This is a genomic window from Streptomyces sp. NPDC093097, assembly GCF_044754325.1.
Classification (GTDB): Bacteria; Actinomycetota; Actinomycetes; order Streptomycetales; family Streptomycetaceae; genus Streptomyces.
This window is the reverse complement of record NZ_JBIVOW010000017.1, coordinates 169,954-186,624: the sequence shown is the minus strand read 5'-3', so window position 1 is coordinate 186,624 and position 16,671 is coordinate 169,954. Positions and strand designations below refer to the sequence as shown.

Here is a 16,671-nt window from a genome sequence, read left to right as displayed (position 1 = left end):
CGCCGGTCCTACTGGTCGGTGTGCCGCCGCGCCCGCAGCGCCAGCCGCAGTCCCAGCACGGTCTGCGGATCGTCCAGGTCCGTCCCCAGCAGCTGGCCGATCCGCGCCAACCGGTCGTAGAGCGTCTGCCGGTTGACGTTCAGATCGCGGGCGGTCTCCGCCTTGCGGCCCGCGCTGGCCAGATACGCCTCCAGGGTCGGCAGCAGCGGCTGGCGGGCGGCCCGGTCGTGGGCCAGCAGCGGGCCGATGGCGCGCTCGACGAAGTCGGTGAGCATCCCCTGCTCGCCGTGCTCCCGCATCCGCCACAGCAGCAGCTCGACGTCCAGCCGCCGGGCGTCGTGCCAGGAGACCTCCGGCAGCCCCCGGGCCGCGGCCGCCGCCTCCGCCGCGTGCCGCAGCCCGGGGCCGGCCGCCGCCCAGTCGCCGGCCGTGCCGACCACCACCACCGGGCGGTGCGCGGACGGCCGGTCCAGCCCGGCCCGGACCACTCCCGCGCGCAGCGCCTCGGCGATCCGGTCGGCCAGCGCCGCCCGGTCCTGGCCGGCCCGCAGCGCCACCAGCAGCGGCACCCGGCCCTCCACCGGCCGCACGCCGAGCAGTACCGGCACCCCGGGCGCGGCCAACTCCTCGCGCAGCGCCTGGGCGAGCAGCGCCCAGCTCCCGGGGGAGGGCAGCGCCGACGGCAGCCGCATCACCACCGGCAGCACCGGGTCGGCGCCCGGCCTGAAGCCCAGCAGCCGGGCCTGGGCCGGCGCCTCGGCCGCCGAGATCCGGCCCTCCGCCAGCTCGGCGAGGAAGTCGCCGCGGCCGCGGGCTGCCAGCACCTCCTCCTGGCGGGACTGGAGCATGACCACCGCCAGCAGGTCGGCGGCCCGTTCCGCGGCGATCCGGTGCACCGGCGCCGGCGGCCCGTTCACCGGCAGCAGCACCAGCCGGGCGCGCACCGCGTCCGGCCCGGGCCCACCGCCGGGCACCTCGATCCGCACACCGGCGTCCCGCAGCCCCTCCCAGGCCAGCAGCGGATCGGCGTCCGCCCCGCCGTCGTCGCCCTCCGGCCCGGCCGCGTAGAGCGGACTGCCGTCGGGCGCCTCCAGGCACAGCGGGTTGCCGGTGAAGACGGCGAGCAGCCGCAGCACCTCGGGGGCGCCGCCGCCGCGCAGCAGCACGTCGGTGCAGCGCCGCAGCAGCTCGTCGGCGCGGCGCAGCAGGGCGTAGTGGCTGTTGATGATCTCGGTGTGGATCTCCTCGGTGACCGTGACGTAGGGGACCTCGCGGTGCAGCTGGATCAGCGGCAGCCCGCAGTCCCGCGCGGCGTCGACCAGCGCCGTGGGCAGCGCGTCGAACCGCGACCCCAGCTCCACGACCAGCGCGGCGACGTCCCGTTCCGCCAGCTTGCGGATGAAGGCGCGTTGCTCGGAGGGCCGGGTGCCCACCCCGAGGCCGGTGGTCAGCAGCAGCTCACCGCCCTTGAGCAGCGAGGCGATGTGCGGGACCTCCCCGGCGTGCACCCAGCGCACCGGCCGGTCCAGCCGCGCCTCGCCGGCCAGTACCTCCGGCAGGCCGCGCCGCAGCGCAGGCAGCTCCAGCGCCCTGCGTACCGTGATGTCGGCTTCGATCGTCGCGTGCGGCCCCATGGCGCGAACGCTACCGCGCGTACGGCCGCCCGGAGGAATGTGCTCCGCATCGCCCCCGCCGGCCCCCGGGAAGCGTGGCCCTGGCCCGCCCGTGCGAACGCCCAACTCCCGTTCCTCTACGCCTACTTGACGATGCCGAGGGTCACTCGGCAGGGTGCCGCACGGTCCCACCGAGAGCGCTCACACACCGATGAGGAGCCGTATGATCACTCGCCGCACCCTGCTCGGCGGACTCACCGCCGGCGCCGCCACCGCCGCCCTCGCCGGCCGGGCCGCCGGCGCCCCCGTCCCCCGCGCGGCCGGCCCGCTCCCGCTGCACGTCGTCAACAACTCCGGCGCCTACGCCAACACCTCCGTCTGGATCTACGTCATCGGCACCGCCGGCGACCAGCAGGTCCACCTCACCCCCGACGGCCGCCTCGCCCCCGTCGCCCTCGCCGACAACGGCCCGGACGGCTTCACCGACTACGCCGTCCCGCTCGCCGCCGGCGGCACCACCACCGTCAACCTCTCCCCGATGTCCGGCCGGATCTACGTGGCCCTCGGCAGCAAACTCAAGATCAAGGCGGTCACCGACGGCAACGGCCGGCCGGCCCTGGCCACCCCCGCGGGCTGGGTCGCCGGCGACCCCAACTACAACGTGCTGCACGACTCCGTCGAGTTCACCTACGACGCCGGCGGGATGCACTGCAACACCACCATGGTCGACATGTTCAGCGTCCCGATCTCGCTGCGGCTGACCGGCGCCGCCGACCAGACCACCGGCACGCTCAAGGACGGCGCCCGCGACCAGATCTTCGCCGACGTCAAGGCCGCTGCCGGCTTCGACCGCCTGGTCATCGGCGACCGCCGGGTGATCGCCCCCAGCCACGGCCTGGAGGCCGGCCTGTTCGCCGCCGACTACTTCGCCCCCGCCATCGACGAGGCGTGGTCCGCCTACGCCGCCAAGGACCTCACCGTCAAAACCGTCGCCGGCACCTTCACCGGCCGCACCGGCGGCGGCCAACTCACCTTCCACGGGCCCGGCACGGTCTCCTTCGCCAAGCCCAGCACCCGCGACGTCCTCATGTGCGATGGCGCCCTGGCCGCCCCCAACGACCGCATCCGCGGCCCGATCGCCGCCGTCCTCGGCTCCGCCCTCAACCGCTCCACCCTGGCCGGCCACGCCACCCAGCCGGTCACCGACCCGGCCGCCTTCTACCAAGCCCAGCGCACCCACCACTACGCCCGCGCCATGCACGCCGCGACCCGGGACGGCAAGGCGTACGGCTTCCCCTTCGACGACGTCGGCAACTTCGCCGCCTACGTCGAGGACCACGCCCCCAAGGACCTCACCCTGACCCTGACGCGCTTCTGACGGGCAAACGCTGCCTGTTGCGGCACTAGCCCCCGTAGGCCCCGCTGGCGGTCAGCCGCAGCGCCGTGTCGATCAGCGGAACGTGGCTGAACGCCTGCGGGAAGTTCCCCACCTGGCGCTGGAGCCGGGAGTCCCACTCCTCGGCGAGCAGCCCCAGGTCGTTGCGGAGCGAGAGCAGCTTCTCGAAGAGCTTGCGGGCCTCGTCCACCCGGCCGATCATCGCCAGGTCGTCGGCCAGCCAGAACGAGCAGGCCAGGAACGCCCCCTCGTCGCCTTCGAGGCCGTCCACCCCGAGCCCCTCGCCGGCCGTCGGGTAGCGCAGCACGAACCCGTCCTCGGTGGACAGCTCCCGCTGGATCGCCTCGATGGTGCCGATGACCCGCTTGTCGTCCGGCGGCAGAAAGCCGACCTGCGGGATCAGCAGCAGCGACGCGTCCAGCTCCTGCGACCCGTAGGACTGGGTGAAGGTGTTCCGCTCCTTGTCGTAGCCCTTCTCGCAGACGTCCCGGTGGATGGTCTCCCGCAGGTCCTTCCACCGGTGCAGCGGCCCGTCCACGTCCCCGGACTCGATCAGCTTCACCGTGCGGTCCACCGCGACCCAGGTCATCACCTTGGAGTGCACGAAGTGCCGGCGCGGTCCGCGCACTTCCCAGATGCCCTCGTCCGGCTCGTCCCAGTGCTTCTCCACCCACGCGATCAACTTGATCTGGAGCAGCGAGGCGTAGTCGTTGCGGGCCAGCCCGGTCATGTGCGCCAGGTGCAGCGCCTCGGTGACCTCGCCGTAGACGTCCAGCTGGAGCTGGCCGGCGGCGCCGTTGCCGACCCGCACCGGACGCGAGTCCTCGTACCCGGGCAGCCACTTCAGCTCGGTCTCGCCCAACTCCCGCTCACCGGCGATGCCGTACATGATCTGGAGGTTCTCCGGGTCGCCGGCCACCGCCCGCAGCAGCCACTCGCGCCACGCCCGGGCCTCCTCGCGGTAGCCGGTGCGCAGCAGCGACGACAGGGTGATCGCCGCGTCCCGCAGCCAGGTGAAGCGGTAGTCCCAGTTGCGGACCCCGCCGATGCACTCCGGCAGCGAGGTGGTCGGCGCCGCCACGATCCCGCCGGTCGGTGCGTACGTCAGCGCCTTGAGCGTGATCAGCGAGCGCACCACCGCGTCCCGGTAGGGCCCGTGGTACGTGCAGTGCTCGACCCACTCCCGCCAGAAGTCCTCGGTCGCCTCCAGCGACACCTCCGGCTCCGCCAGCGCCGGCGGCTCGTGGTGCGAGGGCTGCCAGCTGATCGTGAACGCGATCCGCTCGCCGGGCGAGACCGTGAAGTCGGAGTACGTCGTCAGGTCCTTGCCGTAGGTCTCGGTCGGGGTGTCCAGCCACACCGAGTCGGGCCCGGCGACCGCGACGGTCCGGCCGTCCACCTTGTGGACCCAGGGCACCACCCAGCCGTACGCGAACCGCATCCGCAGCGCCGACCGCATCGGGACCCGGCCGCTGACGCCCTCCACGATGCGGATCACCTGCGGGACGCCGTCCCGCGGCGGCATGAAGTCGATCACCCGGACGGTACCGCGCGGGGTGTCCCACTCGGACTCCAGGACGAGCGAGTCCCCCCGGTAGCGCCGCCGGTCCGCGGCCCGCGGCTCCTCGCCGGCCGGCCCGATCCGCCAGAAGCCGTGCTCCTCGGTGCCCAGCAGCCCGGCGAAGACCGCCATCGAGTCGAAACGGGGCAGGCACAGCCAGTCGACGGTGCCGTCCCGGCACACGAGAGCGGCGGTCTGCATATCACCGATAAGTGCGTAGTCCTCGATGCGCCCGGCCACGTGCATCTCCCGTCGAACTGGAGTCACGCCCCCCATGGGACGTTGTGTGCTGTCCGTCCTGCCCATGAAACGTCGCCGAGCAGCGGGACCGGAGAACGGGCGGGGGTGGTGCCTTCCCGGACGGCTCGTAGCGCGTGTCCGAGCAGGATACGACGCAGGCGGGGGCGGTGCGCGGTGCTCACGTCGAGTGGGGTTGGGCCGAACGGGTGGCCTGGTCGAGGGCGCTCCGGGGGCGCCGCCGGACGCGACCATGCCCGGTCGCTGATAGCCTGGTACCCCGTGGACCGGTGGGATCCAGCAGAAATGCGGCACCCCCGAACCGCAGCGACTACCGCCCCCTGAAATCCCAGGGCGGCGCCATGTCGCCCCTCTCCACCTCGCGACCACGGGAGCTCCCTCTTGGCCATGCCGCCCAAATCCACGACGACCAAGCACCTCTTCGTCACCGGGGGCGTCGCCTCCTCGCTCGGCAAGGGGCTCACCGCCTCCAGCCTGGGTGCGCTCCTGAAGGCGCGCGGCCTGCGGGTCACGATGCAGAAGCTCGACCCGTACCTGAACGTCGACCCCGGGACGATGAACCCGTTCCAGCACGGTGAGGTCTTCGTCACCAACGACGGCGCCGAGACCGACCTGGACATCGGTCACTACGAGCGCTTCCTCGACGTCGACCTCGACGGCTCGGCGAACGTCACCACCGGCCAGGTCTACAGCACCGTGATCGCCAAGGAGCGGCGCGGCGAGTACCTCGGTGACACCGTGCAGGTCATCCCGCACATCACCAACGAGATCAAGCACCGCATCCGGCGGCTGGCCACCGACGACGTCGACGTGGTCATCACCGAGGTCGGCGGCACGGTCGGCGACATCGAGTCGCTGCCGTTCCTGGAGACCGTCCGCCAGGTCCGCCACGAGGTCGGCCGGGACAACGTCTTCGTCGTGCACATCTCGCTGCTCCCGTACATCGGCCCGTCCGGTGAGCTGAAGACCAAGCCGACCCAGCACTCCGTCGCCGCGCTGCGCAACATCGGCATCCAGCCCGACGCGATCGTGCTGCGCGCCGACCGCGAGGTGCCCACCGCCATCAAGCGGAAGATCTCGCTGATGTGCGACGTCGACGAGGCCGCGGTCATCGCCTGCCCGGACGCCCCCTCGATCTACGACATCCCCAAGGTCGTGCACGCCGAGGGCCTGGACGCCTACGTCGTCCGCAAGCTCGACCTGCCGTTCCGGGACGTGGACTGGACCCAGTGGGCGGATCTGCTCGACCGGGTCCACAACCCCGACCACGAGGTCAAGGTCGCCCTGGTCGGCAAGTACATCGACCTGCCCGACGCCTACCTCTCGGTGACCGAGGCGCTGCGCGCCGGCGGTTTCGCCAACAAGGCCCGCGTCAAGATCAAGTGGGTCACCTCCGACGACTGCAAGACCCCGGCCGGCGCCCGCGAGCAGCTCGCGGACTGCGACGCGGTCTGCATCCCCGGCGGCTTCGGCGACCGCGGTGTGGACGGCAAGGTCGGCGCGATCACCTACGCCCGTGAGAACAAGCTCCCGCTGCTCGGCCTCTGCCTGGGCCTGCAGTGCGTGGTCATCGAGGCGGCCCGCAACCTCGCCGGCATCGAGGGCGCCAACTCCACCGAGTTCGACCCGGCCGCGGCCCACCCGGTGATCTCCACGATGGCCGAGCAGATGGACATCGTCGCCGGTGAGGGCGACATGGGCGGCACCATGCGGCTGGGCATGTACCCGGCCAAGCTCGCCGAGGGCTCCATCGTCCGCGAGGTCTACGGCGACGAGCCCTACGTCGAGGAGCGCCACCGCCACCGCTACGAGGTCAACAACGCCTACCGCGGCGAACTGGAGAAGAAGGCCGGCCTGCTCTTCTCCGGCACCTCCCCGGACAACAAGCTCGTCGAGTACGTCGAGTACCCGCGCGAGGTCCACCCCTACCTGGTCGCCACTCAGGCGCACCCGGAGCTGCGGTCCCGTCCGACCCGTCCGCACCCGCTCTTCGCCGGTCTGGTGAAGGCGGCCGTCGAGCGGCAGGAGGGTGCCCGCAAGAAGGGCGCCAAGAAGTAAGCGGAACCCTGCCGGTTACGGTTGCCGGGGTACGGCCTCATCGAGGCGGTACCCCGGTTTCCGCGTTTCGGCACAGGTACACACAGGAGGACGCGCATGGCGATCAAGGACACCCCGGAGGAGTGGACCGTCACCGGGACCACGACGCCGTTCACCGGGGCCAAGACCAGCGTGCGCACCGACCGGGTCGTCATGCCGGACGGCTCCACCGCCACCCGTGACTACCAGGTCCACCCCGGCTCGGTGGCGGTCCTCGCCCTCGACGACGCCGGCCGGGTGCTGGTCCTGCGCCAGTACCGCCACCCGGTGCGGCACAAGCTGTGGGAGATCCCCGCGGGGCTGCTCGACGTCCCCGGGGAGAACCCGCTGCACGCCGCGCAGCGCGAGCTGTACGAGGAGGCGCACGTCAAGGCCGGCGACTGGCGGGTGCTGACCGACGTCTACACCACCCCCGGCGGCTGCGACGAGGCGGTGCGGATCTTCCTCGCCCGCGAGCTGTCCGAGGCGGAAGGGGAGCGCTTCGAGGTCTCCGAGGAGGAGGCCGACATGGAGCTGGCGCGGGTCCCGGTCGAGGAACTGGTCCGCGGTGTGCTCGCCGGCGAGCTGCACAACAACTGCCTGGTCGTCGGGGTGCTGTCGCTGGTCGCGGCGCGGGCCGGCGACGGCCTGGACGCCCTCCGGCCGGCCGACGCGCCCTGGCCGGCCCGCCCGTTCACGGCCTGATCCCGCGTCCGCCGCCCCGGGCGCCGGCCACCGCCCCGTCCGCCGCGCGGTCAGATCATCCCCCGATCCGATCGAGTGATCCAACAGCCCTGCTCCGCAGGGGTCGTGACGGATTGTGAACTACGCTCAGAAGGGTCCCCGTGCGCGCCCGCGACGGGGTCCAGCGCGCAGGCGGACGGGAGCGTGACCGGTGACGGACCAGGCGGTGGGCGGGGGGTACCTCGCGTCCCAGGCGGCGCGCGGGCCCGGCACGGCGGCACGGAACGGGCGGGGCGCGTTGCCCCGCCAGGACGCCGCCGCCCGCGCCGGCCTCCCGGGCTTCGCCGGCCGCCGCCACGAACTCAAGGAGCTGCGCGCCGACATCGGGCGGGCCGGCCTGGACACCCTCACCGGCCGCCGCGGCGCCCGCAGCCGAGTGCTGCTGATCGCCGGCCGCCCCGGCTCCGGCCGCACCACGCTCGCCGAGGCGCTGGTCCGGGAGGTCGCGGACGACTATCCCGACGGAGTGCTGCGGGCCGTCCTGACCGGCCGGGACGGCACCCCCGTCGGCCTCGCCCGCACCGCCCGCGACCTGCTCGCCGTGCTCGGCGCCGACGCCCCGCCCGGCGCCGACGAGGACCAACTGGCGGAGGCGGTGCGCACTGCCCTGGCCGGCCGGCGCTCGGTGCTGCTGCTGGACGACGCGCCGGGCGCCGAGTACGTCGAGCCGCTGATCCCCGATGCCCCGGACTGCCTGGTCGTGGTGGTCTCGCAGGGCCCGCTGACCGGTATCCCGGACGTCCGGCCGTGCACCCTGGGCGGGTTGGACACCGCGGCCGCCGTCGAGGTGCTGTGCCACTACGCGGGGCCGACCCGGGTCACCGTCGATCCGCGGACCGCGGAGGCCGTGGCCGAGGAGAGCCGCGGCCACCCGGCCGCGCTGATACTGGCGGGCGCCTGGCTCGCCGGTCGCACCAAGCTCTCCGTCGCCGACCTGCGCCGGGCACTGCTCGCCGTGCCGCTGCCGCCGGACCTGCCGGCCGGCGCCCGCCCCCTGCACCGCGCCTTCCACCTCACCTACGGGGCGCTGCCGCAACCGGCCGCCCGGATACTGCGGTTGGCCACCCTCGCCCCGGACGGCCTGGTGGACGCGCACACCGCCGCCGCGCTCGGCGGCTGCACGATGCCGGCCGCCGAGGCCGTGCTGCACGACTTCGCCGCGCTGGGCCTGCTGCGCCCGGTCGCCGAGGACGACGTCCCGCAGGCCCCGCCCGCCGGCGACGGGACCGGCCCCCGCTACCGCCTCCCCGGCTGCCTCGTCCCGCTCTCCCGGGCGCTGCTGCACGACCACGAGCGGCCGGCCGACGTCCAGTTGGCCCGGGCCCGGATGCTGGAGCGCACCGTACGGCTGGTCCAGTCCTGCCGGGCGGCCGCCGAACCGGACGGTTCCCCGATCCGCCGGAAGGCCGCGGAGCTGCCCCGCTCGCTGCGCTTCCCCACCCGGGCCGCGGCCGCGCACTGGCTGCGCACCCACCGCGGCGCGCTGCTGGACGCCGCGGCGATCGCCGTCGCGGACGGCCAACTCGACACGCTGGACCGGCGGTTGATCGCCGCACTGACCCGCGCGCTGCTCGCCCACCACGGCCCCGAGGTCGCCGCGCCCGACCTCTACGTCCTGCACGAGCTGGCCCTTGAGGTCGCCAAGCGGCGCGCCCTGCCGCGCGAACGGGCCGCCGCCCTGCTCAACCTCGGTGACCTCGACGCCCGGGCCGGCCGTACCGAGCAGGCGCTGACCCGTTACCGGGAGGCCCTGGAGGCGGCCCGGTCGGTGAAGGACCCGGTGGCCACCGGCCGGGCGCTGGAGTCGCTGGGCGACACCTACACCGAGCTGAGCGACTGGATCCGGGCCGCCGACTGGTACGGGCGGGCGCTGGAACTGCGGCTGGCCCGGGGCGATCGGGCCGATGTGGCGCGGCTGCACGCCCGGATCGGCGCCGCGCACGGCCGCGCGGGCCAGTACGAGCGGGCTCTGAAGGATTGCCGGGCCGCCGCCCGCACCTCCCGTCGGCTCGGTGATTCCGCTGGTCAGGCGCGTGCGGCGGAGACGGCGGCGGGGGTGCACGAGGGCGCGGGGGAGCTCGACGCGGCGCTCCGCAGCCGCCTGGAGGCCCTCGAACTCGCCCGTGCCGCGACCGACGCGGAGCTGGAGGCGGACCTCCAGCTGCGGATTGCGGAGACCCTCGACCGGCTCGGCGACCCAGCGGCGGCACGGGTCCACCGGGCGGCGGGGGAGCGTCGTCACTCCACGTCCACCAGTGACCTACGAAATCGGTAGTGGGGTTCCGAAAAATTAGTGCTTTGCAAGGCTAGACAACATGAGGTCCTTCAATAGACTGGTTGAGCCGCGTACGGCGCGGTCACTCCCGCCATGCATCGCATGAGGGATAATTCCTTTTGCAAGCTCTCATTCAAGGACCGTGATCGACGTGAAGGTCGGCATCCCCCGCGAGGTCAAGAACAACGAGTTCCGGGTGGCTATCACGCCCGCCGGAGTCCATGAGCTCGTCCGCAACGGCCACCAGGTCCTCGTCGAGAAGGACGCCGGCCTCGGCTCGTCCATCACGAACGAGGAGTACGTCTCCGCCGGTGCCGCGATCCTGGACACCGCCGACGAGGTGTGGGCCGCCGCCGACCTGCTGCTGAAGGTCAAGGAGCCGATCGCGGAGGAGTACCACCGCCTCCGCAAGGACCAGACCCTCTTCACCTACCTCCACCTGGCCGCGTCCCGTGAGTGCACGGACGCCCTCCTGGAGTCCGGCACCACCGCGATCGCCTACGAGACGGTCGAGACCGCCAACCGCGCGCTGCCGCTGCTGGCCCCGATGTCCGAGGTCGCGGGCCGCATCGCCCCGCAGGTCGGCGCCTACCACCTGATGCGCCAGGCCGGCGGCCGCGGCGTGCTGCCCGGCGGCGTCCCCGGCGTCCAGGCCGGCAAGGCCGTCATCATCGGCGGCGGCGTCTCCGGTTGGAACGCGGTGCAGATCGCCGTGGGCCTCGGCTTCCACGTCACCCTGCTCGACAAGGACATCAACAAGCTCCGCGAGGCCGACAAGATCTTCGGCACCAAGGTGCAGACGATCGTCTCCAACGCCTTCGAGCTGGAGAAGGCCGTCGTCGAGGCCGACCTGGTCGTCGGTGCGGTCCTGATCCCGGGCGCCAAGGCCCCCAAGCTGGTCACCAACGAGCTCGTCGCCAAGATGAAGCCCGGGAGTGTCCTTGTCGACATCGCGATCGACCAGGGCGGCTGCTTCGAGGACTCCACGCCGACCACCCACGCCGACCCGACCTTCAAGGTCCACAACTCGGTCTTCTACTGCGTCGCCAACATGCCCGGCGCGGTGCCGAACACCTCCACCTACGCCCTCACCAACGCCACGCTGCCCTACATCGTGGAGCTGGCGAACCGCGGCTGGGTCGAGGCGCTGCGCCGTGACCCGGCGCTGGCCAAGGGCCTGAACACCCACGACGGCAAGGTCGTCTACCCCGAGGTCGCCCAGGCCCACGGCCTGGAGTACGTGGAGCTGCGCACCCTCCTCGGCTGACAGCGTCAACCGCGCGCGTCAAGCACCGCACAACCGGCCGGGCCCCGTCGACAGGGCCCGGCCGGTCGCATGTGCGACACGCCCAGGAGGCGGCTCCCGCCGACTGACCGTCAACTCGCCGTGAACGTAACCCTTTAACCGATTCGCGTACCCCCAAAACATCTGTCTCGTGGGCTGTGCACTCTTGACATCGGGGGGTTCCGTTGCCGACACATCGGGCCGGGTCCGGCGGATTGTGTTGCTGCGGACGCCCGACACGCCATAGAGTCGCCAACCGTCGGCATGGTGCCACGCTGACCTATCGATAAGTTTCCTGGTCACATCCAAGGAGGTAAGACGACTTGTGAATGAGTCGACATTTACTCCCGGAGGTGGTCGGCCAGGAGCGGTTGCATGGGGCCAGGGTCCCTCGGGGCGCGAGGCTGTCGGCTCCGTAGCGGTCCACACCTCCGCAGCCCAACAGAGCACTTCCACGACAGCCCACCAGAGCATGGACGGCCAACACGTGAACGGCATGGCCGGCGACCGGGGCAGTGGACAACCCACCCGTCTCGCCGACTACGACGACCTGCCCGAGGGGCACTTCTACGACCCGGACGCCGAGTACGAGCCGGACCCCGAATACGCGGCGACGCTCGCGCCGGACGCGGCGCGCCAGCGCCGCGAGCGGGTCGGTCCGACCGGGCGCCCGCTCCCGTACTTCCCCATCCCGGGACCGCTGTCGGACCACGGTCCGGCGAAGATCATCGCGATGTGCAACCAGAAGGGCGGGGTCGGCAAGACCACCTCGACCATCAACCTGGGCGCCGCACTCGCCGAATACGGCCGCCGGGTGCTGCTGGTCGACTTCGACCCGCAGGGTGCCCTGTCGGTCGGACTCGGCGTCAACCCGATGGAACTGGACCTGACGGTCTACAACCTGCTCATGGAGCGGGGCATGTCGGCCGACGAGGTCCTGCTCAAGACCGCGGTCCCCAACATGGACCTGCTGCCCAGCAACATCGACCTGTCCGCGGCAGAGGTGCAGTTGGTCAGCGAGGTCGCCCGTGAGTCGACCCTCCAGCGGGCGCTGAAGCCCCTGCTGTCCGACTACGACTACATCGTCATCGACTGCCAGCCCTCGCTCGGCCTGCTGACCGTCAACGCCCTGACGGCCGCTCACAAGGTCATCGTGCCGCTGGAGTGCGAGTTCTTCGCGCTGCGCGGTGTCGCGCTGCTGACCGAGACGATCGAGAAGGTCCAGGAACGGCTCAACCCCGAGCTGGAGCTGGACGGCATCCTGGCGACGATGTACGACTCCCGGACCGTGCACAGCCGCGAGGTCCTGGCGCGCGTCGTCGAGGCGTTCGACGACCACGTCTACCACACCGTCATCGGCCGTACGGTCCGCTTCCCGGAGACCACCGTCGCCGGTGAGCCGATCACCACCTACGCCTCCAACTCCGTGGGGGCCGCGGCCTATCGCCAGCTCGCCAGGGAGGTGCTCGCCCGGTGTCACGCCGAGTGAGTCTGCCCGGAGCCGACGAACTGTTCCGCACGACCGGGGGAGTGGGGCTGCAACCGTCCACTCCCCGCCGTCCGACCGGTGGTTCGGCCGCCGGCGGCGAGGACGCCCGGGTGCCCGCGCCGGCCGGTGAGCCGGACCGCACACCCCACACGCCCGAGGAGGCCCCGGCGTCCCGCCGACGGGCCGGGAGCGGCCCGGACGCCGAGGCTCCGGCGGCCGGTGACGGCGCCTCGGGGGCGGCGCGCACCGCGCCCGCCGCGGCGCCGGCCGAACACGACGGCCGCGAGCCGGAGCCGGAGGGCTCCGCGGGGTCCCGGGCGACCGGCGGCCGGGCGGCCCGCACCGAGCGGGAGGCCGCGGCGGCGGGTGCGCCGGGCCGCCGGCGGTCGCGCGGCGCCAACCGCCGTCCCAGCGGCCGGGAACGGCACGACGAGAAGATCACGGTCTATGTCTCCGCCGAGGAGCTCATGGACCTCGAACACGCCCGCCTGGTGCTGCGCGGCGAGCACGGCCTCGCGGTCGACCGCGGCCGGATCGTCCGTGAGGCGGTGGCCGTGGTCCTCGCCGACCTGGAGTCGCGCGGGGACGCCAGCATCCTGGTGCGGCGGCTCCGCGGCCGCTAGGCGCCGCCGTCGAGCTCCTGTCTGTCTCCGGTGCCCGGTCCGCTCCCGCGGGCCGGGCGCCGGGCTGTACGGCCCCTCCCCGGGGACGCTCCGAGCCCGTCCGACACGCCCTGGGGGCCGGTCGGCGGCGGGTGGCGAGATAGCCTGCCGTTCCGGCGGGGAGTCCCGCCCGTGACCAGCCCGCCGCCCCGGCGCGGGACCGCAGCACCCTGGACCGCCATGCCGACGACCGACGACGACGCCCCCGACCCGCGCCGTACCCGCCGCACCCTCGGGGCGGGTACGGGCACCCTCCTGGAGGCGGCACCCGGGGCCTCCGCGGAAGCCCGGGCGGACGCGGCAGGGGAGCCTTCCGGGGACGGGGGGCCGGCGGTGGCCGCCGAGGAGTCCCGGGACGGCGGGGACGGCCGGTTCAGGCTGCACCTGGACAACTTCGAGGGGCCCTTCGACCTCCTGCTCCAGTTGATCTCCCGGCACAAGCTGGACGTCACCGAGGTCGCGCTGTCCAAGGTGACCGATGAGTTCCTGGCCCACATCCGGGCCATGGGGCCGGACTGGGACCTCGACCAGACCACCGAGTTCCTGGTCGTCGCGGCCACTCTGCTCGACCTCAAGACGGCCCGGCTGCTGCCCGTCGCCGAGGTGGAGGACGAGGCGGACCTGGCCCTCCTGGAGGCCCGGGACCTGCTCTTCGCCCGGCTCCTCCAGTACCGCGCGTACAAGCAGATCGCGGCGATCTTCAGCGGCCGGCTGGCCGAGGAGACGCGGCGCCACCCCCGTACCGTCGGGCTGGAGCCGCAGCACGCGGAGCTGCTGCCCGAGGTCGTGCTCGGCATCGGGGCGGAGGGGTTCGCCCGGCTCGCGGTCAAGGCGATGCAGCCCAGGGCGAAGCCGCAGGTCTACGTCGACCACGTCCACGCGCCGCTGGTCAGCGTCCGGGAGCAGGCCGAGGTGGTGATGGTGCAGCTGCGTGCGCGGGGCGAGGCCGGTTTCCAGGAGCTGGTCGCCGACGCCCCGGACACCCTCACCGTCGTCGCGCGCTTCCTGGCCCTGCTGGAGCTCTACCGGGAGCGGGCCGTCGCCCTGGAGCAGGAGGACGCGCTGGGGGCGCTGACGGTCCGGTGGACGGGTGCGGAGGGGGCCGCCCCCCAGGTCACCGACGAGTTCGACCGGGAACCGGGCGCGCCGGCCGACAAGAGCGCCGACAAGGACTCGGGCGAGGGCGCGGGCGGGGAACCGGACGAGGAAACGCACGGCGACGCGGGTGCGGACGGCCGTGCGGCGAGCGAAGAGCAGTGGGAGGAGCCGGCGTGAGCGGCGCGGCGTACGACATCACCGGGCAGGGGCCGGGCGGACAGCAGCCGGATCCGGCGCGGCCGCCGGCCGGTGCGCCGGGCGTGGCCGACCTGGAGCTGAAGCCCGCGCTGGAGGCCGTCCTGATGGTCGTCGACGAGCCGGCGACCGAGGAGCACCTGGCCCGGGTCCTCCAGCGGTCCCGGCGGGCGGTCGCGCTGGCGCTGCGCGAGCTGTCCGACGACTACACCCGCCAGGGGCGCGGCTTCGACCTGCGGCTGGTGGCCGGCGGCTGGCGGTTCTTCTCCCGGGCGGCGTACGCGGACGCGGTGGAGAGCTTCGTCCTGGACGGCCAGCAGGCCCGGCTCACCCAGGCCGCCTTGGAGACTCTGGCCGTGGTCGCGTACCGTCAGCCGGTCAGCCGTTCCCGCGTCTCGGCCGTCCGCGGGGTCAACTGCGACGGCGTGATGCGCACGCTCCTCCAGCGCGGCCTGGTGGAGGAGGCGGGGACGGAACCTGAAACAGGTGCGATCCTGTACAGGACGACGAATTACTTTCTGGAGCGGATGGGCCTGCGCGGCCTGGACGAGCTCCCTGAGCTGGCACCGTTCCTCCCAGAGGCGGACGCGGTCGAGGGCGACTCCGCGGAAGGTATCCCGTCGTTCGACGTAGACGACAGCGGCGACTCTCAGACGGATCATTGATGCGAAGCAGCGGCAGGAACAGCAGGGACAGCGGCGGCGGTAGGGGCAACTACCGCGGCGCGGACGGCGGCACCTCCCGGCCGAAGGCTGGGGGAAAGCGGGACGAGAAGCAGCAGCGCGCGGGCCGCCCCCGTCCCGAGGAGCGCCGCTACGACGTGGGCGGATCCGCCGGCGGCGACGAGCGCCGGGGCGGCGGCAAGACCGGTTCCCGGGGCGCGGCGGCGCGCGGCGGGGCCAAGGGCGGTCCCCGCACGGGCGCGGCCCAGGGCGGGCGCCCGGGCGGCAAGGACGGCCAGCAGCGCGGCCGCGGCCAGGCGCCGGCGCGGTCCCGCGAGTACGACGCCAAGATCGAGCAGCGCAACCGCGCCCGCTACGACAAGCCGCAGGTCAAGACGCCCAAGACCTTCGGCGAGCAGGAGGGCGAGCGGCTCCAGAAGGTGCTCGCCAGGGCCGGTATGGGCTCCCGGCGTGCCTGCGAGGAGCTGATCGACCAGGCGCGGGTCGAGGTCAACGGCAAGGTCGTCATGGAGCAGGGCGTCCGGGTCGACCCGGAGAAGGACGAGATCAAGGTCGACGGCCTCACGGTCGCCACCCAGTCGTACCTCTTCTTCGCCCTGAACAAGCCCGCCGGCGTGGTCTCCACGATGGAGGACCCGGACGGGCGCCAGTGCCTGGGCGACTACGTGACCAACCGGGAGACCCGGCTGTTCCACGTCGGGCGGCTGGACACCGAGACCGAGGGCATCATCCTGCTCACCAACCACGGCGAGCTGGCCCACCGCCTGACCCACCCCCGCTACGGCGTCACCAAGACCTACCTGGCGGCCATCCAGGGCCCGCTCCCGCGCGACCTGGGCAAGCGGCTCAAGGACGGTATCGAGCTGGAGGACGGCTACGCCCGCGCCGACCACTTCCGGGTCGTGGAGAACACCGGCAAGAACTACCTCGTCGAGGTCACCCTCCACGAGGGCCGCAAGCACATCGTGCGCCGGATGCTCGCCGAGGCCGGCTTCCCGGTGGACAAGCTGGTCCGCACGCACTTCGGCCCGATCGCGCTGGGCGACCAGAAGTCCGGCTGGCTGCGCCGGATGACCAACACCGAGGTCGGCATGCTGATGCGGGAGGTCGACCTCTGACGAGCCGGGCGCGCCGCGCGGTCCGGGCCGGCCGGTAGCAGCCGGCCCGGCGCGGTCCGCGCGGACCGACCGCCGCCGGCGGTGCTCGCTCACCACCCCTTGACGTCGTCGCGACGTTTGAGGGGTGGTTTTTCATGGCGCGTCCAGCACGGGGCATCGCCCCGTGCAGCGGCGCGGGGGCGGCGGACGGGGTCGGCATGGCGGCGACCGTCGCCGGG

12 protein-coding genes are annotated in these 16,671 nt (G+C 73.1%); 10 read left to right on the top strand and 2 right to left on the bottom strand.

The window, feature by feature from the left end; all coding sequences use genetic code 11:
• Positions 1-8 precede the first annotated feature (8 nt).
• Positions 9-1,634: a PucR family transcriptional regulator ligand-binding domain-containing protein gene (locus ACIQE0_RS26735; protein WP_366330784.1), complete on the bottom strand. Its 1,626-nt coding sequence runs from the start codon at positions 1,632-1,634 to the stop codon at positions 9-11.
• A gap of 202 nt (positions 1,635-1,836) precedes the next feature.
• Between ACIQE0_RS26735 and ACIQE0_RS26730 the strand changes: the two genes are divergently transcribed.
• Positions 1,837-2,991 carry a beta-1,3-glucanase family protein gene (locus ACIQE0_RS26730; RefSeq protein WP_402336802.1) on the top strand — a complete coding sequence of 385 codons (1,155 nt, stop codon included), beginning with the start codon at positions 1,837-1,839 and terminating at the stop codon, positions 2,989-2,991.
• A gap of 25 nt (positions 2,992-3,016) precedes the next feature.
• Here ACIQE0_RS26730 and ACIQE0_RS26725 read toward each other — a convergent pair whose 3' ends face one another.
• Entirely contained in the window at positions 3,017-4,816 is a 1,800-nt protein-coding gene (locus ACIQE0_RS26725) for a glycoside hydrolase family 15 protein (protein ID WP_366330935.1), read from the bottom strand.
• A 399-nt stretch (positions 4,817-5,215) separates the two neighbouring features.
• Between ACIQE0_RS26725 and ACIQE0_RS26720 the strand changes: the two genes are divergently transcribed.
• The 9 genes from ACIQE0_RS26720 (at position 5,216) to ACIQE0_RS26680 (ending at position 16,453) form a co-directional block, all read left to right on the top strand.
• Positions 5,216-6,886 carry a CTP synthase gene (locus ACIQE0_RS26720; protein WP_366330786.1) on the top strand — a complete coding sequence of 557 codons (1,671 nt, stop codon included), beginning with the start codon at positions 5,216-5,218 and terminating at the stop codon, positions 6,884-6,886.
• Positions 6,887-6,982: 96 nt separating this feature from the next.
• A complete protein-coding gene (locus ACIQE0_RS26715; RefSeq protein WP_366330787.1) occupies positions 6,983-7,609 on the top strand; it encodes an NUDIX hydrolase in 627 nt (208 codons plus the stop codon).
• 190 nt (positions 7,610-7,799) lie between these two features.
• Positions 7,800-9,923 (top strand): tetratricopeptide repeat protein, encoded by a 2,124-nt coding sequence (locus tag ACIQE0_RS26710; protein ID WP_402336798.1) that lies wholly within the window; start codon positions 7,800-7,802, stop codon positions 9,921-9,923.
• A gap of 151 nt (positions 9,924-10,074) precedes the next feature.
• Positions 10,075-11,190 (top strand): alanine dehydrogenase, encoded by a 1,116-nt coding sequence (gene ald, locus ACIQE0_RS26705; RefSeq protein WP_366330936.1) that lies wholly within the window; start codon positions 10,075-10,077, stop codon positions 11,188-11,190.
• 490 nt (positions 11,191-11,680) lie between these two features.
• Positions 11,681-12,697, top strand: a complete 1,017-nt coding sequence (locus ACIQE0_RS26700) for a ParA family protein (RefSeq protein ID WP_384100625.1) — start codon at positions 11,681-11,683, stop codon at positions 12,695-12,697.
• Positions 12,694-13,320 (top strand): hypothetical protein, encoded by a 627-nt coding sequence (locus ACIQE0_RS26695; RefSeq protein WP_402336795.1) that lies wholly within the window; start codon positions 12,694-12,696, stop codon positions 13,318-13,320. Before ACIQE0_RS26700 ends, ACIQE0_RS26695 begins: the two co-directional genes overlap by 4 nt.
• A gap of 219 nt (positions 13,321-13,539) precedes the next feature.
• Positions 13,540-14,634 (top strand): segregation and condensation protein A, encoded by a 1,095-nt coding sequence (locus tag ACIQE0_RS26690; protein ID WP_402336792.1) that lies wholly within the window; start codon positions 13,540-13,542, stop codon positions 14,632-14,634.
• The gene (gene scpB / locus ACIQE0_RS26685) at positions 14,631-15,317 is read left to right on the top strand and encodes an SMC-Scp complex subunit ScpB (RefSeq protein ID WP_402336789.1); all 687 of its coding nucleotides are present in this window, start codon (positions 14,631-14,633) and stop codon (positions 15,315-15,317) included. The genes ACIQE0_RS26690 and scpB overlap by 4 nt, the downstream gene beginning before the upstream one ends.
• Positions 15,317-16,453 carry a pseudouridine synthase gene (locus ACIQE0_RS26680; protein ID WP_366330793.1) on the top strand — a complete coding sequence of 379 codons (1,137 nt, stop codon included), beginning with the start codon at positions 15,317-15,319 and terminating at the stop codon, positions 16,451-16,453. The genes scpB and ACIQE0_RS26680 overlap by 1 nt, the downstream gene beginning before the upstream one ends.
• The last annotated feature ends 218 nt before the right edge of the window (positions 16,454-16,671 follow it).

What these genes read in the sequence shown, in the direction of transcription:
- ACIQE0_RS26735 (WP_366330784.1), bottom strand. Translation starts at nt 1,634, where the DNA reads ATGGGGCCGCACGCGACGATCGAAGCCGACATCACGGTACGCAGGGCG.
- ACIQE0_RS26730 (WP_402336802.1), top strand. Translation starts at nt 1,837, where the DNA reads ATGATCACTCGCCGCACCCTGCTCGGCGGACTCACCGCCGGCGCCGCC.
- ACIQE0_RS26725 (WP_366330935.1), bottom strand. Translation starts at nt 4,816, where the DNA reads ATGCACGTGGCCGGGCGCATCGAGGACTACGCACTTATCGGTGATATG.
- ACIQE0_RS26720 (WP_366330786.1), top strand. Translation starts at nt 5,216, where the DNA reads ATGCCGCCCAAATCCACGACGACCAAGCACCTCTTCGTCACCGGGGGC.
- ACIQE0_RS26715 (WP_366330787.1), top strand. Translation starts at nt 6,983, where the DNA reads ATGGCGATCAAGGACACCCCGGAGGAGTGGACCGTCACCGGGACCACG.
- ACIQE0_RS26700 (WP_384100625.1), top strand. Translation starts at nt 11,681, where the DNA reads ATGGACGGCCAACACGTGAACGGCATGGCCGGCGACCGGGGCAGTGGA.
- ACIQE0_RS26690 (WP_402336792.1), top strand. Translation starts at nt 13,540, where the DNA reads ATGCCGACGACCGACGACGACGCCCCCGACCCGCGCCGTACCCGCCGC.
- ACIQE0_RS26680 (WP_366330793.1), top strand. Translation starts at nt 15,317, where the DNA reads ATGCGAAGCAGCGGCAGGAACAGCAGGGACAGCGGCGGCGGTAGGGGC.